The sequence below is a fragment of the Flavobacterium sp. HBTb2-11-1 genome (genome assembly GCF_009826975.1).
Taxonomy (GTDB): Bacteria; Bacteroidota; Bacteroidia; order Flavobacteriales; family Flavobacteriaceae; genus Flavobacterium.
In genome coordinates, this window is the sequence record NZ_WUMO01000001.1 from 1,004,098 (window position 1) to 1,023,481 (window position 19,384).

Below are 19,384 nucleotides of genomic sequence, written 5' to 3' on the forward strand. Positions count from 1 at the left end.
TTAGCATTTAATTTCTAAAATCAAAACACTTTTGCAAATAAGCTTTTTTTTGTTAAATCGGAGGGAACCATGGATGCGTTTTTGGTAGAAAACAAAAAAGCTCCAGATTTCTCTGAAGCTTTACTTAGTAGCGGGAACAGGACTCGAACCTGTGACCTTCGGGTTATGAGCCCGACGAGCTGCCTACTGCTCTATCCCGCGATGTTTCGGGTGCAAAGATACGTCGATTTTTTAAAAATCCAACGAAAACTTTAAAAAATGTTTTATTTTCTGTATTGAGTTGATATGACTACCTTTGCATCTTAAAATATCATGCAAATGTCACATAAAGCAGGTTTCGTAAATATTATCGGAAATCCAAATGTTGGAAAATCAACATTGATGAACGCTTTCGTTGGAGAACGATTGTCGATCATTACATCAAAAGCACAAACTACACGTCATAGAATTCTTGGAATCGTAAACGGAGAAGACTTTCAATTGGTTCTATCTGATACTCCAGGAATCATCAAACCAGCATACGAAATGCAGGAATCGATGATGAATTTTGTAAAATCGGCTTTTGAAGATGCTGACATTTTAATCTACATGGTCGAGATAGGCGAGCAGGACTTGAAGGATGAAGACTTCTTCAAGAAAATCATTCATGCCAAGATTCCGGTTTTATTGCTTTTAAATAAAATTGATAATTCAAACCAAGAACAACTAGAACAGCAAGTGGCTTTTTGGAAAGAAAAAGTGCCAAACGCTGAAATTTTCCCAATTTCGGCTTTGCAGAATTTCAACGTTCCAGAAGTCTTTGGAAGAATTATCGAATTATTGCCAGAATCACCACCTTATTATCCAAAAGACCAATTAACAGACAAACCAGAACGTTTCTTTGTAAACGAAACAATTCGTGAGAAAATCTTATTGAATTATGCTAAAGAAATTCCGTATGCAGTAGAAATTGTAACAGAAGAATTTCATGAAACCGACAATATTATCAGAATCCGTTCGGTAATTATGGTGGAGCGCGACACGCAAAAAGGAATCATTATTGGCCATAAAGGTGCAGCTTTGAAAAAAGTCGGAACCGATGCCCGTGCTGATTTAGAGAAGTTCTTCGGAAAACAAATTCACATCGAACTTTATGTAAAAGTCAACAAAAACTGGAGAAGCAACGCAAATATGCTGAAACGTTTCGGATATAATCAGTAAAAAAGAAGTTTACAGTCGCAGTTTACAGTCTCAGTCTGAAAACTGTGACTGTGACTAAAAAATAAAAAAACTCAGGAACTTAGAAACTTAGTAGCTTAGCATCTTTTTTTAACTACCTTTGCAAAAAATTTAAACAAAGCATTTTGGTTTGCAAGTGATTAGGTTTTTAAAGGAATTAAAAATCTAAGATCTGAAATCTAAAATCTAAAATTTACAAAAATGAGTAATAACATTGTTGCGATAGTAGGAAGACCTAACGTAGGGAAATCGACCCTGTTTAATAGGCTGATACAAAGAAGAGAAGCTATTGTAGATTCAGTATCTGGGGTTACCCGTGATAGAAACTATGGTAAAAGCGAGTGGAACGGAAAAGAGTTTTCTGTCATTGATACAGGTGGATATGTTCGAGGGTCGGATGACATTTTCGAAGGTGAAATCCGTAAACAGGTAGAACTTGCTATCGACGAAGCCGATGTTATCATTTTTGTAGTTGATGTTGAAGAAGGGATTACGCCAATGGATGAAACGGTTGCAAAATTACTTCGTAAAGTAACGAAACCAGTTTTATTGGCTGTAAATAAGGTAGATAACGCTATGCGCGAAAAAGACGCTGTAGAGTTTTACAATCTTGGTTTAGGCGATTATTACACTTTTGCCAGTATTTCTGGAAGTGGAACTGGAGATTTATTGGATGCTTTGATTGAAGCTTTCCCAGAAAAACCAGAACCAGAAACACCAGAAGTAGAATTGCCTCGTTTTGCAGTTGTGGGTCGTCCAAATGCTGGAAAATCTAGTTTTATCAATGCATTGATTGGTAAAGACCGTTATATTGTTACTGATATTGCTGGAACAACTCGTGATGCAATTGATACTAAATTTGACCGTTTTGGTTTTGAATTTAATTTGGTGGATACTGCAGGAATTCGCCGTAAAGCAAAAGTAAAAGAAGATTTAGAGTTTTACTCTGTAATGCGTTCCGTACGTGCAATTGAGCATGCTGATATTTGTATTTTGGTAATAGACGCAACACGCGGATTTGAAGGTCAAGATCAAAGTATTTTTTGGTTGGCAGAGAAAAACCGTAAAGGTGTTGTAATCTTGGTAAACAAATGGGATTTGGTAGAAAAAGATACTATGTCTACACGCGATTACGAAGAGAAAATCAAAAAAGAATTGATGCCATTTACAGATGTGCCAATTTTATTCGTTTCTGCTTTAACAAAACAACGTTTATTGAAAGCGCTTGAAGCAACAGTTCAAGTTTACGAAAACAGAAAACAAAGAATTGCAACTTCAAAATTCAACGAATATATGTTGAAGGTGATTGAAGCGTATCCGCCACCAGCAACAAAAGGAAAATATGTAAAGATTAAATATTGCATGCAATTGCCAACTCAAACACCGCAATTTGTGTTTTTTGCTAATTTACCGCAATATGTTAAAGAACCTTATAAGCGATACCTAGAGAATAAAATTCGTGAAAAATGGGATTTTGCAGGAGTTCCAATCGATATTTACATCAGAGAAAAATAAAAAAAAATCCCCTTAGATAGGGGATTTTTTTATGTTTGGTGTCTTGATTATTAAAAGATCGGTTTTTTGTATGGCATTATATTTGGTTAAATGTAAAAAATACAATTAAACCTTTTGTGTTTTTTTTAGTCTTACCGATCTAACTAACCTAATTTTATGACCAGAATTTATTCATTTCTATTGTTTTTAGCTTTTGTTTATTCGGCAAACGCCCAAAACAATATCGTTATTAAAGGGACTGTAGTCGATATAAACTCGCAGCTTCCGCTTGAACTAGCCACCGTTTATTTTACAGCAGTAAAAGATTCAACCATTATTGAATATGCTACAACTGATAAAAACGGAAATTTTATTATCAATACTAAAAAGTATGATAAGCCAGTTTTCTTAAAAGTAAATTACACGGGATATCAAGCGTATTTTGAAGAACAAAAAGCGCTTACAGAAAGTAAAGACTTTGGTAAATTGTACCTGCTTGAAAATGCCAATGTTTTAAATGAGGTGGTAATTAAAAGCGAAGCACCACCAATTACCATTAAAAAAGACACTTTAGAATTTAACGCAGGCTCTTATAAAGTACGTCCCGATGCAAATGTGGAAACATTACTGAAACAGTTGCCAGGATTTGATGTCGATAATACAGGGAAAATTACGGTAAATGGGCGAGAAGTCAATCAGGTTTTAGTCAACGGAAAAGCATTTTTTGATAAAGACGGGGCTATTGCCATTAAAAATCTTCCGGCTGATATTATTAAAAAAGTTCAGGTTTCTGATTTTAAAACCAAAAAAGAAGAATTAGCCAAACAAGAATCAACTTCAGATTATTCGAGTATAAACATTACCATTGACGAAAAGAAAAATAAAGGATATTTCGGTAAAGTGCTGGGAGGATATGGTTCAGACGAACGCTACGAAAGCAGTTTAATGATGAATTTTTTCAAAAATAAACAAAAAATAAGCGTATTGGCTTCGTCAAACAATATTAACTCAACCGGATTTTCTATGGATGAGGTTTTTGATAATATGGGTGGCGGACGAAATGCTAAAGGCGGAAGTCAAGGCGCTAGCAGTGGAGGAAAAGGAATTACGCAATCTACTTTGGCTGGAATTAATTATTCTGATGATTGGACCAAAGATTTGGAGTTTATGAGCAGTTATAATTTTACTAATGCTGTGACTAAAAATGATAGCAAATCGAATCAGCTTAGTCTATTGCCAACAGGGAATATTTTAACCGAAGCAGATTCTAAAACCAGAAATGAAAATACAGGAAACAAAGTCAATTTCGAGTTAGAGTACAAAATCAATCCAACTATGCAGATTGTTTTTGCTCCTAAATTGAATTTATCTGAATCAAACAGTAATTCCTCTTCTTCGACTTTTTCTGAAAATGAAAATGGCGATGCTTTAAACGAAAGTACAGCGACATCTCATTCAGAAAGTTCGAATACGAGTTTTGCCAACAGTATTAATTTCAACAAAACTTTTAAGAAGCAATCGCGAAATTTAAGTGTGGTTTTTAACAACAATAACACTAAAAATGATTCGAACGGAATCAATATTTCTGAGACTATTTTTTATCAAGATAATAAACCAAATGATGAAAGAAATCAGAATGCAAAAAATACCTCAAAAAGCGATGCGTATTCGCTTGACTTAGAATACACAGAGCCTGTGACAGATTCGCTGAGATTGCGTTTCGGAACCGATTTTGATTGGCAGAGTTCTATGAACGATCAAAAGACATTTAATTTTGATGATGCTTCGCAAGAATATTCAGATTTAAATTTATCACTGACCAATTATACCACATCAAAACAAAATTCGATTACGCCAAAAGTGGGGATTACTTGGCAAAAAAGTAAATTTACGCTGAATGTAAATTCGAGAACATCAATTGTGGAGTTTGATAATCATTCCTTTTATTTAAATCAGGCTACAGATCTGAATAAGAGATATATGCTTCCGTACGGAACAGCCCAGCTTCGATACAAATTCAACCGCTCTAAAAACTTAACTTTCAAATACGATTATTCTAATGCGCTTCCGTCAGCAACACAATTAATGCCAGTTGCAGATTTAAATAATCCGTTAAACAGCGTAATCGGAAATCCAAATCTTAATCCGATTGAAAAAAGTACTGCGGGTATCGATTTTAAGAATTTTGATTTTAGAACGCGCTCAGGCTATAGTTTGTTTCTTAAAGGAGATTATTATAACAATGATATTGTTTCTACTTCGATTTATGATGATAGCGGAAAAAGAAATACAACTTACGTAAATATTTCAGGAACTTACTCGGCTTCGGTTGGAGGAAACTGGAATCAGCAGATTAAAAAAGATGCGAATACTTTAAGATACGGGTTGCGTTTAAGCGGTAACTATAATTTTGATAAAGTATTCACTAATGCTGTTTTATATTACGCAAAATCCGTTGTAGTTACGCCAAGTGTTTATGCTTCTTATGATTATGGTGAAGTGCTTTCTATTGCGCCATCTTACAGTTTATCATACAACGAAACGCGATATGAAAATTTTTCAAGAGACGCGACTTCAAACGTAATTCACAGAATTAATATGCAGACAACATCGTATTGGCCAGCAAATTTAATTTTCGGAAATGACTTTGGATATACTTATAATTCGAATATCTCAGACGATTTTAAAAAGGATTTTTTCCTTTGGAATACTAGTTTGTCTTACGGATTTTTAGATAAAAAACTATATGCAAAAGTGAAAGTGTATGATGTTTTAAATCAAAACCAAAGTGCAACAAGAACCATTTCACCAACTTCTATTCGAGATGAAGAAAATACAGTTTTAAAACGATATGTGATGTTTTCTTTAGCTTATAAAATTGGAAATTTTGCTGAAAGTAAAAAAGGAGGAAGGATACAGAGAGGATCATGATTCTTTTTTAGGTTCTGAGGTGCTAAGATGCTAAGTTTCTAAGGAGCAAAGGCTCAAAGTTTCAGAGACACAAAGGTTCTAAAAAATGCCTGCCAAATTTAATTTGACAGGCATTTTTTGTATAACTCATAACTCATAACTCATAACTTTTTCCGATTAATCCTATGATAGACCGTAAATCGAATAATATCGCGATCGTAAAAATCTACACCGCTGGCGCGTCTTTGAAAGTTTTTTAAGTAACCCAATTCTAAACCAAGATTAGGATTGAAATGATAACGCAACGCAACATAAAAACGATTTTGATCGAATGTATTCCTGCGGTTGTCTTTTCCGAAATTGAATAAAACTTCGTCAGAAATAGTGCCTTTTATGCTTCTCTCTTCTTTTTCCCAGATTGTAAACATAGATTGCAAACGGTATCTGAATCTATATGCAAATGAAAATTCATCCAAAAGTCCGTTTTTGTCTGCTCTTTGAATGAAGCGTTCTTCCAATTGAAAGCGGTTATGAAAGGTAATTTTAGCAATATCATTAATCAATGTTACATCTTGCTGTGCACGATATTCAGGAACAGAATAATCTGGATCGATGTTTGGATTTTGAGTATTCACACTAAAAAAAGCAAATCCAGCACCCAAATCTATCATTTTAGTTACCCTGTAACGAGCTTGAGATCGTATAACAAAAAGATTTTCATGAACAGGGTTTACAAAGCTTCGATTGTCAAATTCGGAATGAATAGCCCACTTTTCAGATAATGGAAAAATATTGTAGTATCGAATCCAAGTCAAAGTCTGATGGTCGATATTTCTTTGGTTTTGCCCTGTAACCGTCTGGCAAACAAAGAGTATGGTGAAAAGTAATTTAAAAGATCTGCTCAAGAAAGATAAATTCAGGCTGCGAATTTATACAAATGATCTTAATTCTTTCTATTTTAAAATTTGTTTTGAAGGTTTTTTTGTGAAATAAAAAAAGGGACACATTTTAAAATGCATCCCTTTTTAATACTAAAACTAACTAACCACCTTACAGCGAATACTTAAATGTCACTCCGTAAGTTCTTTGATCACCAAGAACTCCAGCATATTGCCCTGTGTTACCACTTGCAGGCAATAATTGCTCATAGTAATCTTTGTTGAAAAGGTTTCTTCCCCAAATCTGAATAGATAAACCTTGCGAAGCACGGAAGCCTAAACGAGCATTAAAGATTGCGTAACCTTTTACAACTAAATATTTTGAAGCCGAAGGGCTTGAAGAAAATTCAGAACGAGCGTATCCGTCGGCAGCGAAGAAAATTTTTCCAGCATTACCAAAGAATCTAGCATTGTCAGAAAGCTCACCTCCAAGTGAACCTGCCCATCTTGAAGCTCCCGGCAATTCAGTTCCAGAAACATCTTTGTAAGCTACTTGAACTCCATTAACAACAAGTCCTGTTTCTTCTAACGGAAGTGGCGCATTTGTAAATTTAACATATTTTCCATCTGTATACGTTGCCGCACCGTTGATGGTTAAGTGCGAGCTGATAACAAAACTTGCGTCCAATTCTGCACCTCTTACTCGTACTTTATCTGCGTTAGCAAGATAACCGCGATTTACTCCTAACTCAGCTGCTTGAACGTTGGTTTGGAAATCTTTAATATCTGTATTAAAGAACGTTAAGTTGAAGATTGAATTTTTGAATGGAGAAGTTTTTACACCAAATTCATAATGATACACTTTCTCCGGTTTAATCACCGCAAGTTCAGTCATTGGCTGTCCAGCTGAGTTTGATGGAAGACCAGCTACGTTAACTCCAACAGGTTTGTAGCTTTTAGCAGCTGTTGCGTAAATATTGATTTTGTCTGATGCTTTATAAGTAAGCGTGATGTTTCCAGAAAAGTCTGTATTATCTGTATCTGAATCAAATGCTTGATCAGAGTAAACTGATTTTTTCAAAGCCAATAAGGCTGGATCTGTAGTTTGAAGACCTCCATAAGTTTTACGAGAATAATGAGCGTCTTTTTTATCAAAGTTATATCTTAAACCTGGTAAAACATGGAAACGTTCTGTAAGTGCCCAATCAATCTGACCAAATACGGCAGCACTAGAAGCTCTAATTCTTGCATCAGTATGAATTCCGTATCCTTCAAAAAGACCTGGAGTTTTCCATAGTGGACTAGTTGAACTTTGAGAGAATCTCCATTGAGCATTTCCAGATTCTTCTGTACCATTTGTTTGAGATGTCTGGTCAATGAAGAATACACCTGCAACACCACTAATTTTTGAAGTTAATTGTCCAGCATAACGAACTTCTTGCGTAACCTGAGTTTGTCTTGTTGGGTTCTGAGATTTTGCCAAAACTTGTAATCCTGTAAAATCCCTGTCGTTTGATGGATCCCAGTTCCAAAAACGCCAAGCAGTTGTAGAAGTAAGCGTACCGCCTCCAATTTTAGTATCAATGTTTAATGAAATACCTCCTAAATCTTGTCCAGAACGCCAAGGTGTATCATGATCTATTTTGCGATCAAAAGCATTTAAAGTCGGCAATTGGTAATTTAAATCTTTAATAATAGCATCAAACTGACGGTATGCAGCTCTCTGAGTAGGAGCAACACCAGCAACAACCTGAGCATATCCGTCAGGACGCTGTGTTGTAAGATCTCCTGCAAAAGTAACGTTTGTATTTTCTGTCGGAGTCCATAATAATTGTCCTCTAAAACCTTGATTGTTTAAAGTGTTTGTTGGTCTTCCTGTAACAACGTTGTCAATTAAACCATCACGCTGAGTTCCTGAGAAAGATAAACGACCAGCCACTTTTTTTCCTAATGCTCCTGTTATAGAAGCTTTAGCTTGTAAAAAAGCATAGTTTCCATAACTTATTTCGAAATCAGCACCTGGAGTAAAACTTGGCTTGCGAGAAGTAATATTAAAAGCTCCTGAAGTAGTATTTTTTCCAAATAAAGAACCTTGCGGACCACGTAATACTTCGATTTGTTCTACATCGATAAAATCTAAAGTAGTTGCTGCAGGACGAGCGTAATAAACACCGTCTACGTAGAAACCAACTCCAGGATCGATACCATCATTTGTAAGTCCGAATGGTGAACCTAAACTTCTAATGTTAATTCCAGTATTTCTAGGGTTAGAAGAATACAATTGTACAGAAGGAACCAATTCTTTAATACGGTTAACGTTAAAGGCTCCAGCTGCTTCGGCTTGTTTTCCTGTAACAACAGAAACCGCAATTGGCACATCTTGTACTTTTTCTATTCTTCTTCTTGAAGATACTACAACCTCAACAAGTTTGTTTTCTTCACGTAAAGTGATTAATAATGGAGAAGCTGGTATAGCCGTAATTTCAAGTTCAGCAGTATTGTAGCCTATATATTGAACTAAAAGGGTAAGAGGTAATTTTCCTTGAGATTCGATTGAAAATCGTCCTTCAGAATCTGTAATCGTGCTAAAAGTTGTTCCTTTAATTACCACATTGGCTGCTTCTAAAGGGATATTTTGATCAGTAGTCACAACTCCTTCAATTTTTTGAGCAAAAGAAATTGAGAACGTTAAAACTGCAAGTATTGTAAATATGTTTTGTAAAGATGTTTTCATTTTTATATTAAGTATATGTGATTAGTAGAATTTAATATTAAATTTTTTTTACCAACACATACACATCATAGATGAAACAGTATTCACAGTTGTGAAATTATAATTAGATTTTTTTTGCGAAAGATTTTGTCCACCTGATTTACTAGAATGTACTTTCATGAGTTAAAATTTTGTAAATGATTAGTTAATTATTTTTGGCAAATATATAATTAATTCTATCGATTTACTAGACTTTAGAAAATATTTTTTTATTTTTTCACCAATGAAGCGATTGTAATGCCTTCCATAGCCTTCAAAGTTTTATCTCTAATAAGCATCAAACCGTGACGCAGACTGCATTCAGACTCGGTTTTGCAATCAGAGCAAGGCTCATAAAAATTTAAAGAAGCGCATGGCAAAAGTGCAATTGCACCGTCAAATAATCGGTGAATTTCTGCCAAAGTGATGTCATTTTTGGATTTTATCAGATAATATCCGCCAAATTTTCCCTGCTTACTGCTTACAAAACGACCGCGTTTTAGATCTAATAAAATCTGTTCTAAAAACTTTTTGGGAATATTAGCCCCTTCAGCTATTTCCACAGTTCTGGAAATGTGATTTTCGTCTTGTTCTGCTAAATAAAGTAAGGCCTTAAGGGCGTATTTTGCTTTATGTGATAACATCTATTAATAAATTGTAAAATGTAAATGTATGATTTTTTAATATTGAAACCTAAACTTGAACTTGAAACAAAGAAAATTAGAACCAGAATAAATTACCAGCCTCCGCTTGATCCACCGCCAGAGAAACCTCCACCGCCAAATCCGCCGCCGAAGCCTCCGCCTCCGCCAGATGAGCCGCCACCGAAGCCTCCAAATCCGCCTCCGCCGCTTCTTCCAAGATTACTTAGAATAATAACGTCGAGTAGGCTAGGACCTCCACCGCCATTGTTGCCAGAATTTCCTCCTCCGCCTCTTTTATTTCGAGAGAGTAAAATTAAAACAATTACCACAATTACGATAAAAGGCAAAATAGGGAAGTCTTGTCCTTTTTTTGTTTGCTTGCGTTCGCCTTTAAATTTCCCTTTAAAAACATCAATAATAGCATCAGTTCCTTTATCAAGACCATTATAGAAGCTTCCTGCCTTAAACTCTGGTATAATAATATTTCTGATGATTGTTCCTCCAATTCCTGCTGTTAAACGATCTTCAAGTCCGTAACCAGGATTAATTGCAATCTTTTTTTCGTTTTTTGCCAAAAGAATAACAACTCCATTGTCATCTTCTTTTGTTCCTCCAATTCCCCAAGTTTGTCCCCATTTTGTGGCCAATTGGCTTACATCTTCTCCTTTTAAACTTTCAATGGTAATAATTACGATTTGAGTTGTAGTCGAGTCGGAATAGCGAATTAGTTTTTCTTCTAATTGTGCTTTTTCAGTAGAACTTAAAATATTAGCATAATCGTAAACAGAAGTCTGAAAACTTGGTTTTGGCGGAATCTCAAATTGCGCAAAAATGGTATTGCTGATAAAAAATGCGATAAACAAAAGAGTAATCTGAAAAATTCTATTAGAATTTGAGATTTTAATTTGGGAATTTTTCATTATTTATCCTTTTGATATTTCGTTAGATAATTCGTTGATATCGCCTTCCTGAGATGGAAAGTATTTTTTGAGTTGTTCTCCGGCATTCAAAATACCGTCAACAATTCCTTGTTTAAAATTGCCGGCTTTAAAATGATTCACCATAATATCTTTGGTACAATCCCAAAAATCATTAGAAACTAAATCATTAATTCCTTTGTCTCCACAAATCACAAAGTTTTTGTCTTCAACTGCAAAATAGAGCAATACTCCATTTTTTAATTTAGTTTCATCCATTCGCAATTCATGAAAAACTTCTAAAGCCCTATCAAAATGGACTTTAGAAGTTGTTTTTTCTATATGTACTCTAATTTCGCCAGAAGTATTACTTTCAGCCATACGAATAGCTTCAACAATTTCTTGCTCTTCTTCTTTGGTTAAAAAATCTTCTACTTTTGACATGGAAATTATTTTAGAGTTTAGATTGTAGATTTTAGATTACAGATTAAATCTGAAATCGTTAATCAAAAATATTAATCTTTAGAATTTTACTTCAACAGGTTTGTCCGCTCCAGTAGAAGCTTCAAAATATGGTTTTTCTTTGTATTCGCTCAAGAACCAGTTGTTTGGAATTTTCAAAACATAACCGTTATACGTTTGTACTGATTCATTGAAACGAGTTCTAGCCGTTAAAATTTGGTTTTCAGTGCTTGCTAATTCATCTTGTAGTTTCAAGAAGTTCTCATTAGTTTTTAAAGTTGGATACTGTTCAACAGAAACTAATAATCTTGATAAAGAAGAGCTAACGCCACTTTGAGCTTGATTAAATGCCGCTAATTGTTCAGGAGTTACATTGCTTGGATCAATTGTTACAGATGTAGCTTTTGCACGCGCTTCAATAACAGCTGTTAAAGTTCCTTTTTCAAAGTCAGCAGCACCTTTTACAGTGTTTACTAAATTCCCGATAAGATCATTACGTCTTTGATAAGCCGTTTGAACATTTCCCCATTCTTTATTTACAGCTTGGCTGTGTTGCAAAGCAGTATTTTTAATACCAATCGACCAAAATGCGATAATAGCAATAAGTGCTACAATAATTCCTACAGGGATTAACCACTTTTTCATATTTGTTTTGATTTAAGTTTATTTCTATTTTTAATTACAATTCGTTTTTTATCTCGTTCAGCTGCGTTTTTATCGACTCTAATTTACGTATTATTTCGAATTTATCTAACGTTTTCTTCTGACCCTCTTTTAAGTGTATTTTGGCGCCTTCAAGCGTAAATCCTCTTTCTTTTACTAAATGATAGATTAGCTGAAGGTTGGTAATGTCTTCTGGTGTGAACATCCTGTTTCCCTTTGCATTTTTTTTAGGTTTTAGAATGTCAAATTCGCTGTCCCAAAATCGTATCAAAGAGGCATTGACATTAAAAGCTTTGGCTACTTCGCCAATACTGTAATATCTTTTGTCTTTAGAAAGTTCAATATGCATGGTTCGTTTTTTCTATTTTATTTCAAAAATACTATTTTTTGTACTATTAATCTAATGATTGATTTTCTTGGTTTGCCATTTGAGAAATTGCCACATATTCTACAGCCGAAATATTTCCATAATAGAAGTTCAGCGGGTTAACCACTTTTCCGTCTTTATGCACTTCATAATGACAATGAGGACCTTCAGATCTTCCTGTGCTTCCCACGTATCCAATAACATCTCCACGTTTAACCTTTTGTCCTGGTCGGCAGTTGTATTTGCTTAAATGCGCGTACAAACTTTCATATCCAAAACCATGCCTGATTACGACATGATTTCCGTACCCAGAGGCCGTGTTGTCAGCTCTTTGCACCACGCCATCTCCAGTTGCGTAAATTGGAGCTCCTGTATTGGCGGTGAAATCCATTCCGTTATGCATTTTTCTCACTTTCGTGAAAGGGTCAATGCGGTATCCAAAACCTGACGCGACGCGCTTTAAATTTTCATTTCGCACTGGCTGAATGGCAGGAATCGCTAACAATAAATTTTCTTTAGCTCCAGCTAATTTTAAAATTTCGTCTAGAGATTTAGACTGAATCGCCAATTGCTTCGAAAGTTTGTCAATTCTTTTTGTGGCATTCAAAACCAATTGAGAATTATTGTACCCTTCTAGAGCTTTGTATCTGTCAGAACTTCTAAAACCAGCTTTTCGAATTGAATCTGGAATTTCAGCTTTGTTGAAATAAACACGATAAATATTATTGTCACGTTCTTCTAAAGCATCTGCCGCTTCATCAATTTCATCCAGTTTTTTATTCAAAATGGCATATTGAAGCTTTAAATTTTCAATTTCGCGTGCCTGCAAACGATCTTTTGGAGTTTCAAAATAAGGCGTATTAATTAAAAGGACAAAAACTAAAAAGCCAAACAATGCCGAGGCTAATAAAAACAGTAAGGCGTAACCAATTTTAATTCTTTTTCTGGTTTTTATTTTCGTATAGGCCAGATTTTCCGGGTCGTAATAATATTTTACTTTCGCCATATTTTAAAATACGCTATTTTTGCTCCCTGTAAAATAAGTTAGTCGAATAAAACTGATAAATGTTTCAGCTCTTCGACACTTTTTTTACGAGGATTAATGATTAGATATTGGGGCTATTTTATCATTAGATAATGCGCAAAATAGGCAATTTATTGTTTAAATTATAAGTTTTTTAATCACATTATAAAAAACTTAACGTATCATCAAATGAATGGATTATCTAATCGTCTAATTATCAAATTGACACATTAAACAGACACATTTTTCTAATTTAAATATGAAATCACAAGACGTACGTAAACAATTTTTAGATTTTTTTGAGAGTAAAGGACATACTATTGTTCCTTCAGCTCCTATTGTTCTTAAAGACGACCCAACCCTAATGTTCAATAACTCGGGGATGGCCCAGTTTAAAGAATTTTTCTTAGGAAACGGAACTCCAAAAAGTCCAAGAATAGCCGATACGCAAAAATGTCTTCGTGTTTCAGGAAAACATAACGACCTTGAAGAAGTAGGTATCGATACGTACCACCACACGATGTTTGAAATGCTTGGAAACTGGTCTTTTGGCGATTACTTCAAAAAAGAAGCGATCAATTGGGCTTGGGAACTATTGACAGAAGTGTACAAAATTCCAAAAGAAAATCTTTATGTTTCTGTTTTTGAAGGAAGTAAAGAAGATAACGTTCCGTTTGATCAAGAAGCTTGGGACATCTGGAAAACTTTAATCGACGAAGACAGAATCATTCTTGGAAACAAAAAAGATAATTTCTGGGAAATGGGTGACCAAGGACCATGCGGACCTTGTTCTGAAATTCACGTTGATTTACGCTCTGAAGAAGAAAAAGCACAAGTTTCTGGAAAAAGTTTAGTAAACAATGATCACCCGCAAGTAGTTGAAATCTGGAATAACGTATTCATGGAATTCAACCGTAAAGCTGATGGTTCATTAGAAAAACTTCCAGCACAACACGTAGATACCGGAATGGGATTTGAGCGTTTGTGTATGGCTTTACAAGGAAAAACATCAAACTATGATACTGATGTTTTCATGCCTTTAATTAGAGAAATTGAAACCATTACTGGAGCAAAATATACAACTAATGATGTAACTGGCATTAGTGAAGAACAAAATAAAATGAATATTGCTATTCGTGTAGTGGCAGATCACGTTCGTGCGGTAGCTTTTGCTATTGCTGATGGTCAGTTGCCTTCTAATACGGGAGCAGGATATGTTATTCGTAGAATTTTGCGTCGTGCAATTCGTTACGGATTTACTTTCCTAGGAACAAAAGAGCCGTTTATTTTTAAATTGGTTGAGACTTTAAGCGAGCAAATGGGAGATTCTTTCCCAGAAATCAGAACACAGAAAGCGCTTTGTTCGAATGTAATTCGTGAAGAAGAAAATTCATTCTTAAAAACGTTAGATCAGGGATTAGTTCTTTTAGATGCTGTAATTTCAAATAACAATACAGATACTGTTGATGGTAAAAAGGCATTTGAATTGTATGATACTTACGGATTCCCAATCGATTTAACAGCTTTGATTCTTTCTGAAAGAGGATTGAAATTAGACGAAGAAGGATTTCAAGAACAATTGCAATTACAAAAAGAGAGATCCCGTGCGGCATCGAAAGTTACGGCAGGAGACTGGAATGTAATTGTAGAGGATGATATTCAGGAATTTGTTGGTTACGACAGATTATCTCAACAGGTTAAAATCACTAAATACCGTAGAGTAGAAAGTGCTAAAGACGGGGAGATTTTCCAATTGGTTTTCAATGCTACTCCTTTTTATGGAGAAAGCGGAGGACAAACGGGAGATAAAGGATATTTGGAAGCTCAAAATGGTGATATTGTTTACATCATAGACACAAAGAAAGAAAATAACCAAACGATACATTTAGCAAAATCGTTACCAGAAAACCTTACGGGAACTTTTAACGCGGTTGTTGATGCAAACCAAAGAGCTAAAACTTCGTCTAACCACTCGGCTACGCACTTGTTGCACCAGGCTTTACGTAAGATTTTAGGGACGCATATTGAGCAAAAAGGTTCGATGGTAAGAAATGCTTCATTGCGTTTTGACTTTTCTCATTTCGCTAAAGTAAGTGATGAAGAATTAGTAGAAGTAGAAAACTTCGTAAATGCTAGGATTCGCGAAAGTTTGCCATTAATCGAAAAAAGAGCTATTCCGAAAGAACAGGCTTTAGAAGAAGGAGCAATTGCTTTATTTGGGGAGAAATATGGTGATTTAGTTCGTACCATTAAATTTGGTGATTCTGTCGAATTATGCGGAGGAACTCACGTTGCCAATACATCAGATATCTGGCATTTTAAAATTATTTCTGAAGGAGCTGTAGCGGCTGGAATTAGAAGAATTGAAGCCATTACAAGTGAAGCAGCAAAAGAATATTTTGAATCTCAAGCTGTTTCTTTAGCTGAAATTAAAGAAGCTCTTAAAAATGCTCAAGATCCGGTTAAATCAATCTTGGCACTACAGGATGAAAATGCCCAATTGAAAAAACAATTAGAAGCTTTATTAAAAGATAAAGCTAAAAACATGAAAGCTGATTTGGCTAAAGAATTGCAAGAAATCAATGGAGTTCAATTCTTGGCAAAACAAGTAGATTTAAACCCAGAAGGCGCAAAAGATTTAGCTTACGAATTAGGTGGTTCTTACAATAACTTATTTGTAGTTTTCGCAACCGCTCATGAAGGAAAACCAATGTTGACTTGTTACATTTCTAAAGAAATTGTAGCTGAGAAAAACCTAAACGCAGGACAAGTGGTTCGTGAATTAGGAAAATACATCCAAGGTGGTGGTGGTGGACAGCCTTTCTTCGCAACCGCAGGAGGTAAAAATGTTGATGGAATTGCTGAGGCTTTGGATAAGGCAGTGGATTTTGTAAAATAAAGGTTCTAAGATACTAAGGAACTAAGGTTCTAAGTTTTTTTTATAATATTCAAAAAAGCCGAGAGATTGTAAAATCTCTCGGCTTTTGTATTTTATGGTATTTCTCTTTTTATGTCATTTCGACGAAGGAGAAATCTCCACGAGAAGCTCGACAAAGATTGGATTTTCGTTGCGGAGTTACTTACGGAGATTTCTCCTTCGTCGAAATGACAAATAGTACGTGTATAAATTGTTTAAAAAACTTAAAATCTTAGTGTCTTAGAGCCTTAGTGGCTAAAAAGAACTATTTTCGCTCCCCAATCTGCTGGCGCCACATAGCGTAATACAATCCTTTTTCTACGATCAAATCCTCATGTCTGCCTTGTTCAATGATTTTACCTTGTTCTAGGACAAAAATTCTATCAGCATGCATTACGGTTGATAAACGGTGGGCAATTAAAACTGTAATTCTATTTTTGTCTGAGATATTTCGAATAGTGTCATTAATTTCTTCTTCTGTAATAGAATCCAAAGCAGAAGTCGCTTCATCAAAAATCAATAAATTCGGATTTCTAAGAATAGCTCTTGCGATAGATAAACGCTGTTTTTCTCCGCCAGAAACTTTGATTCCCCCTTCGCCGATTGTGGTGTTTAAACCGTCTTCAGCACGTTTAAGGAGTTTGTCGCAGCTTGCGCGTTTTAAAGCATCATAAAGTTCTTCGTCGGTTGCATTTGGTTTGACAAATAATAAGTTTTCGCGAATTGTTCCTGAGAATAATTGTGCATCTTGAGTCACAAAACCGAGCTGTTTTCTTAAATCTAGCAAATCAATTTCGGTTGAATCGATATCATTGTAAAGAATTTCTCCTTCTTCTGGAGTATACAATCCAACTAATAATTTTACTAAAGTTGTTTTTCCAGATCCAGACGGACCAACAAAAGCGACGGTTTGTCCTTGTTTGATTTCGAAATTGATATTTTCGACTGCTTTGAATTTAGCTGTTTTATGTTGAAAACTCACATTAGAAAATAGCAATTTCTGGATTGCTCCAACATGTTTTGGAGTTTTAGGACGGAATTCTTTAGGAGCATTCAATAAGTTTTTGAAATTCTCCATAGAAACTTTTGTTTCGTTCAAAGCAATAATAAAGTTTCCTAATTCTTGTAATGGACCAAAAATAAAGAACGTAAAAAATACCATTGTCAATAAATCACCAACGATAATTTTTCCTCCAAACAAGAAGTAATATAAGGCAAAAACAACGCAAGTTCTCAAGAAATGAACCGTTGTTCCCTGAATAAAACTTAAACTTCTTATAAAACGGATTTTCTGTAATTCTAATTGAAGAATTTTAAACGTATTTAAGTTTAAACGTTTTTCTTCTTGATATGTTAAACCAAGACTTTTTACTAACTCGATATTTCGTAAACTTTCGGTAGTAGAACCAGCCAATGCATTAGTCTGATTCACAATTTTTCGAGAAACGATTTTAATCTTTTTTCCCAAATACAAACTAACCAAAGCAATAATTGGCGCTGTAATTAAGAAGATAATCGAAATCCTGAAATCGATTCGAGCAACATAAACAATTACGAATATAAAACCGATAATAGTCTGGAAGATTAGCGAAATGGAAAGTGTAATCAGTTTTTCTGAATCGATTCTAACTTTTGTCAGTTTGCTTAAAGTTTCACCGCTTCGCTGATCTTCAAATTCTGCATAAGGAAGATCCAGAGATTTCTTGATTCCGTCAGTATACATTTGAGCGCCGGTACGCTGAATAACGACATTGGTAAAATAATCCTGAAAGTTTTTGGTAATTCTCGAAATCATAGCAGCGCCAAGAGAAAGGCCAAGCCAGAAAGCTAAAGATTTTATAAATCCGATTTCGTTTCCTTTGTATTTTGAGATTCCAACACCACAGTCCTGCATTAATTTTCCTGTGATTACTGAGTCTGACAAACTGAAACAAATGTTGATAGTAGCCATTATCAACGCAAAAAACAAGAGCATTTTGTGTCTGATAATGTAGGTATATAGTAATTTCATATAAGATTTTAAAAAAATGGAAGATGCAAAAATAAGGAATTGTTTTAGTTTCTAGAGTTGGTTTTTGTTATTAAAAATCTAAATTTTTTACAGGTGAAATTGCTGATAGAGTTTTTAAAGTTTTTATGTGTTTCACTTTTTTAATTTGAATATAAGAAGTCATAAAGGCTGATTATTTTTCCATATTTAAGTTTTTTTTGAAAATTTTATTATTTAGTAAACTTTTATGTTGTTTGCTATTAGTGTTTTAATAATTGATTTAATTGAAAAATGTGTTTCGATGTGGAATCACGTAAGGTTTTGAATTTCGGTTATATTACGTTTGCACCATTAACAAATTTTAACCAAATCAATATGAAAAAATTATTATGCCTTTTTGGTGCTTTAGCACTAGTTTTAACATCTTGTTCAAGCGATGATTCGTCAAGTTCTTCAGATCTTGTTTTGCTTAAAAAAACTGTTATTACAAGTCCAGAAGGTGATAAAGCTACCGTTAATTTTAAGTACGATGGTAACAAAATAGTAAGTGTAACAGATGATACTGGATTTTTCAATCTGTATTATACTTACACTGGAGATTTAATTACAAAAATTGATTACAAGCTTCCTAATGGAAAGTCAGAACAAGTAGATACTTTTACATACACTAATGATGGAAAGCTATCAACTTTTTTAAGAGTTGAATATGAAGAAGAGGAAGGTGTAGCGGTATTAAGAGGTTACAAGGAAGTTTATACTTATAATGCAGATGGTACAATTTCAGTAAAAGGGTATTCAGGAAGTGATGTTTCTCAAACGGTTGCTTCGGGAACAGCTACAATTAAATTTGTAAATGGTGAAGTAAGCGAAATTATAAGTTCTAACTCACCAAATCATAAATATACTTATGATAATAAAAATAATCCAACAAAAAATATTTTGGGAATGGATAAAATTGCATTTGTTGATGGAGAAGCAAATGGCGTTAAATTCAATATCCTTACAGATACATCAGATGGTAATTTGTGGACAAACAGTACTTTTACATATAATGAGCAAGGATATCCAACTAAAGAAGTTGATAACGGGTCTGACAGTCTAGGTACTACGGAATATTTTTATTAATAATTGAAGATTCTTATTAATAA

At 34.5% G+C, this 19,384-nt stretch carries 14 protein-coding genes and 1 tRNA gene; 5 read left to right on the forward strand and 10 right to left on the reverse strand.

Annotated features, from left to right (window positions below):
* Positions 1 to 128 precede the first annotated feature (128 nt).
* Positions 129 to 201, reverse strand: a tRNA-Met gene (locus GR162_RS04505).
* A 117-nt stretch (positions 202 to 318) separates the two neighbouring features.
* Between GR162_RS04505 and era the strand changes: the two genes are divergently transcribed.
* The 3 genes from era to GR162_RS04520 all read left to right on the forward strand — a co-directional run bounded on the left by era (position 319) and on the right by GR162_RS04520 (position 5,643).
* Positions 319 to 1,200, forward strand: coding sequence for a GTPase Era (era, locus tag GR162_RS04510; RefSeq protein WP_008467016.1), 882 nt, complete (start codon positions 319 to 321; stop codon positions 1,198 to 1,200).
* Between the two features lie 219 nt (positions 1,201 to 1,419).
* Positions 1,420 to 2,733 carry a ribosome biogenesis GTPase Der gene (gene der / locus GR162_RS04515; protein WP_160781142.1) on the forward strand — a complete coding sequence of 438 codons (1,314 nt, stop codon included), beginning with the start codon at positions 1,420 to 1,422 and terminating at the stop codon, positions 2,731 to 2,733.
* 156 nt (positions 2,734 to 2,889) lie between these two features.
* Positions 2,890 to 5,643, forward strand: coding sequence for an outer membrane beta-barrel protein (locus tag GR162_RS04520; protein WP_160781143.1), 2,754 nt, complete (start codon positions 2,890 to 2,892; stop codon positions 5,641 to 5,643).
* Positions 5,644 to 5,783: 140 nt separating this feature from the next.
* Here the strand turns inward: GR162_RS04520 and GR162_RS04525 are convergent, their stop codons facing one another.
* From GR162_RS04525 to GR162_RS04560, 8 genes are all read right to left on the reverse strand, one after another.
* The gene (locus tag GR162_RS04525; RefSeq protein WP_202393893.1) at positions 5,784 to 6,527 is read right to left on the reverse strand and encodes a DUF2490 domain-containing protein; all 744 of its coding nucleotides are present in this window, start codon (positions 6,525 to 6,527) and stop codon (positions 5,784 to 5,786) included.
* Positions 6,528 to 6,672: 145 nt separating this feature from the next.
* Positions 6,673 to 9,234, reverse strand: a complete 2,562-nt coding sequence (locus GR162_RS04530) for a TonB-dependent receptor (protein ID WP_160781144.1) — start codon at positions 9,232 to 9,234, stop codon at positions 6,673 to 6,675.
* A 248-nt stretch (positions 9,235 to 9,482) separates the two neighbouring features.
* Entirely contained in the window at positions 9,483 to 9,896 is a 414-nt protein-coding gene (locus tag GR162_RS04535; RefSeq protein WP_008467009.1) for an Rrf2 family transcriptional regulator, read from the reverse strand.
* 92 nt (positions 9,897 to 9,988) lie between these two features.
* A complete protein-coding gene (locus tag GR162_RS04540) occupies positions 9,989 to 10,816 on the reverse strand; it encodes a YgcG family protein (protein ID WP_160781145.1) in 828 nt (275 codons plus the stop codon).
* A 3-nt stretch (positions 10,817 to 10,819) separates the two neighbouring features.
* The gene (locus tag GR162_RS04545) at positions 10,820 to 11,257 is read right to left on the reverse strand and encodes a TPM domain-containing protein (protein ID WP_008467007.1); all 438 of its coding nucleotides are present in this window, start codon (positions 11,255 to 11,257) and stop codon (positions 10,820 to 10,822) included.
* Between the two features lie 78 nt (positions 11,258 to 11,335).
* Positions 11,336 to 11,920, reverse strand: coding sequence for a LemA family protein (locus GR162_RS04550; RefSeq protein ID WP_008467005.1), 585 nt, complete (start codon positions 11,918 to 11,920; stop codon positions 11,336 to 11,338).
* Positions 11,921 to 11,954: 34 nt separating this feature from the next.
* Positions 11,955 to 12,287 carry a MerR family transcriptional regulator gene (locus GR162_RS04555; RefSeq protein WP_008467004.1) on the reverse strand — a complete coding sequence of 111 codons (333 nt, stop codon included), beginning with the start codon at positions 12,285 to 12,287 and terminating at the stop codon, positions 11,955 to 11,957.
* A 46-nt stretch (positions 12,288 to 12,333) separates the two neighbouring features.
* Positions 12,334 to 13,311, reverse strand: coding sequence for a M23 family metallopeptidase (locus GR162_RS04560; RefSeq protein WP_066032623.1), 978 nt, complete (start codon positions 13,309 to 13,311; stop codon positions 12,334 to 12,336).
* Between the two features lie 277 nt (positions 13,312 to 13,588).
* Here GR162_RS04560 and alaS point away from each other — a divergent pair, with 277 nt between their 5' ends.
* A complete protein-coding gene (alaS, locus tag GR162_RS04565) occupies positions 13,589 to 16,228 on the forward strand; it encodes an alanine--tRNA ligase (RefSeq protein WP_160781146.1) in 2,640 nt (879 codons plus the stop codon).
* A gap of 283 nt (positions 16,229 to 16,511) precedes the next feature.
* Here alaS and GR162_RS04570 read toward each other — a convergent pair whose 3' ends face one another.
* Positions 16,512 to 18,257: an ABC transporter ATP-binding protein gene (locus GR162_RS04570; RefSeq protein ID WP_160781147.1), complete on the reverse strand. Its 1,746-nt coding sequence runs from the start codon at positions 18,255 to 18,257 to the stop codon at positions 16,512 to 16,514.
* 354 nt (positions 18,258 to 18,611) lie between these two features.
* Here GR162_RS04570 and GR162_RS04575 point away from each other — a divergent pair, with 354 nt between their 5' ends.
* Positions 18,612 to 19,361, forward strand: a complete 750-nt coding sequence (locus tag GR162_RS04575) for a hypothetical protein (protein ID WP_119789434.1) — start codon at positions 18,612 to 18,614, stop codon at positions 19,359 to 19,361.
* Positions 19,362 to 19,384 lie beyond the last annotated feature (23 nt).

Coding starts and splice junctions, on each gene's coding strand:
- GR162_RS04520 (WP_160781143.1), top strand. CDS start 2,890: ATGACCAGAATTTATTCATTTCTATTGTTTTTAGCTTTTGTTTATTCG.
- GR162_RS04540 (WP_160781145.1), bottom strand. CDS start 10,816: ATGAAAAATTCCCAAATTAAAATCTCAAATTCTAATAGAATTTTTCAG.
- GR162_RS04550 (WP_008467005.1), bottom strand. CDS start 11,920: ATGAAAAAGTGGTTAATCCCTGTAGGAATTATTGTAGCACTTATTGCT.
- GR162_RS04570 (WP_160781147.1), bottom strand. CDS start 18,257: ATGAAATTACTATATACCTACATTATCAGACACAAAATGCTCTTGTTT.
- GR162_RS04535 (WP_008467009.1), bottom strand. CDS start 9,896: ATGTTATCACATAAAGCAAAATACGCCCTTAAGGCCTTACTTTATTTA.
- GR162_RS04560 (WP_066032623.1), bottom strand. CDS start 13,311: ATGGCGAAAGTAAAATATTATTACGACCCGGAAAATCTGGCCTATACG.
- era (WP_008467016.1), top strand. CDS start 319: ATGTCACATAAAGCAGGTTTCGTAAATATTATCGGAAATCCAAATGTT.
- alaS (WP_160781146.1), top strand. CDS start 13,589: ATGAAATCACAAGACGTACGTAAACAATTTTTAGATTTTTTTGAGAGT.
- GR162_RS04545 (WP_008467007.1), bottom strand. CDS start 11,257: ATGTCAAAAGTAGAAGATTTTTTAACCAAAGAAGAAGAGCAAGAAATT.
- GR162_RS04530 (WP_160781144.1), bottom strand. CDS start 9,234: ATGAAAACATCTTTACAAAACATATTTACAATACTTGCAGTTTTAACG.
- GR162_RS04555 (WP_008467004.1), bottom strand. CDS start 12,287: ATGCATATTGAACTTTCTAAAGACAAAAGATATTACAGTATTGGCGAA.
- GR162_RS04575 (WP_119789434.1), top strand. CDS start 18,612: ATGAAAAAATTATTATGCCTTTTTGGTGCTTTAGCACTAGTTTTAACA.
- der (WP_160781142.1), top strand. CDS start 1,420: ATGAGTAATAACATTGTTGCGATAGTAGGAAGACCTAACGTAGGGAAA.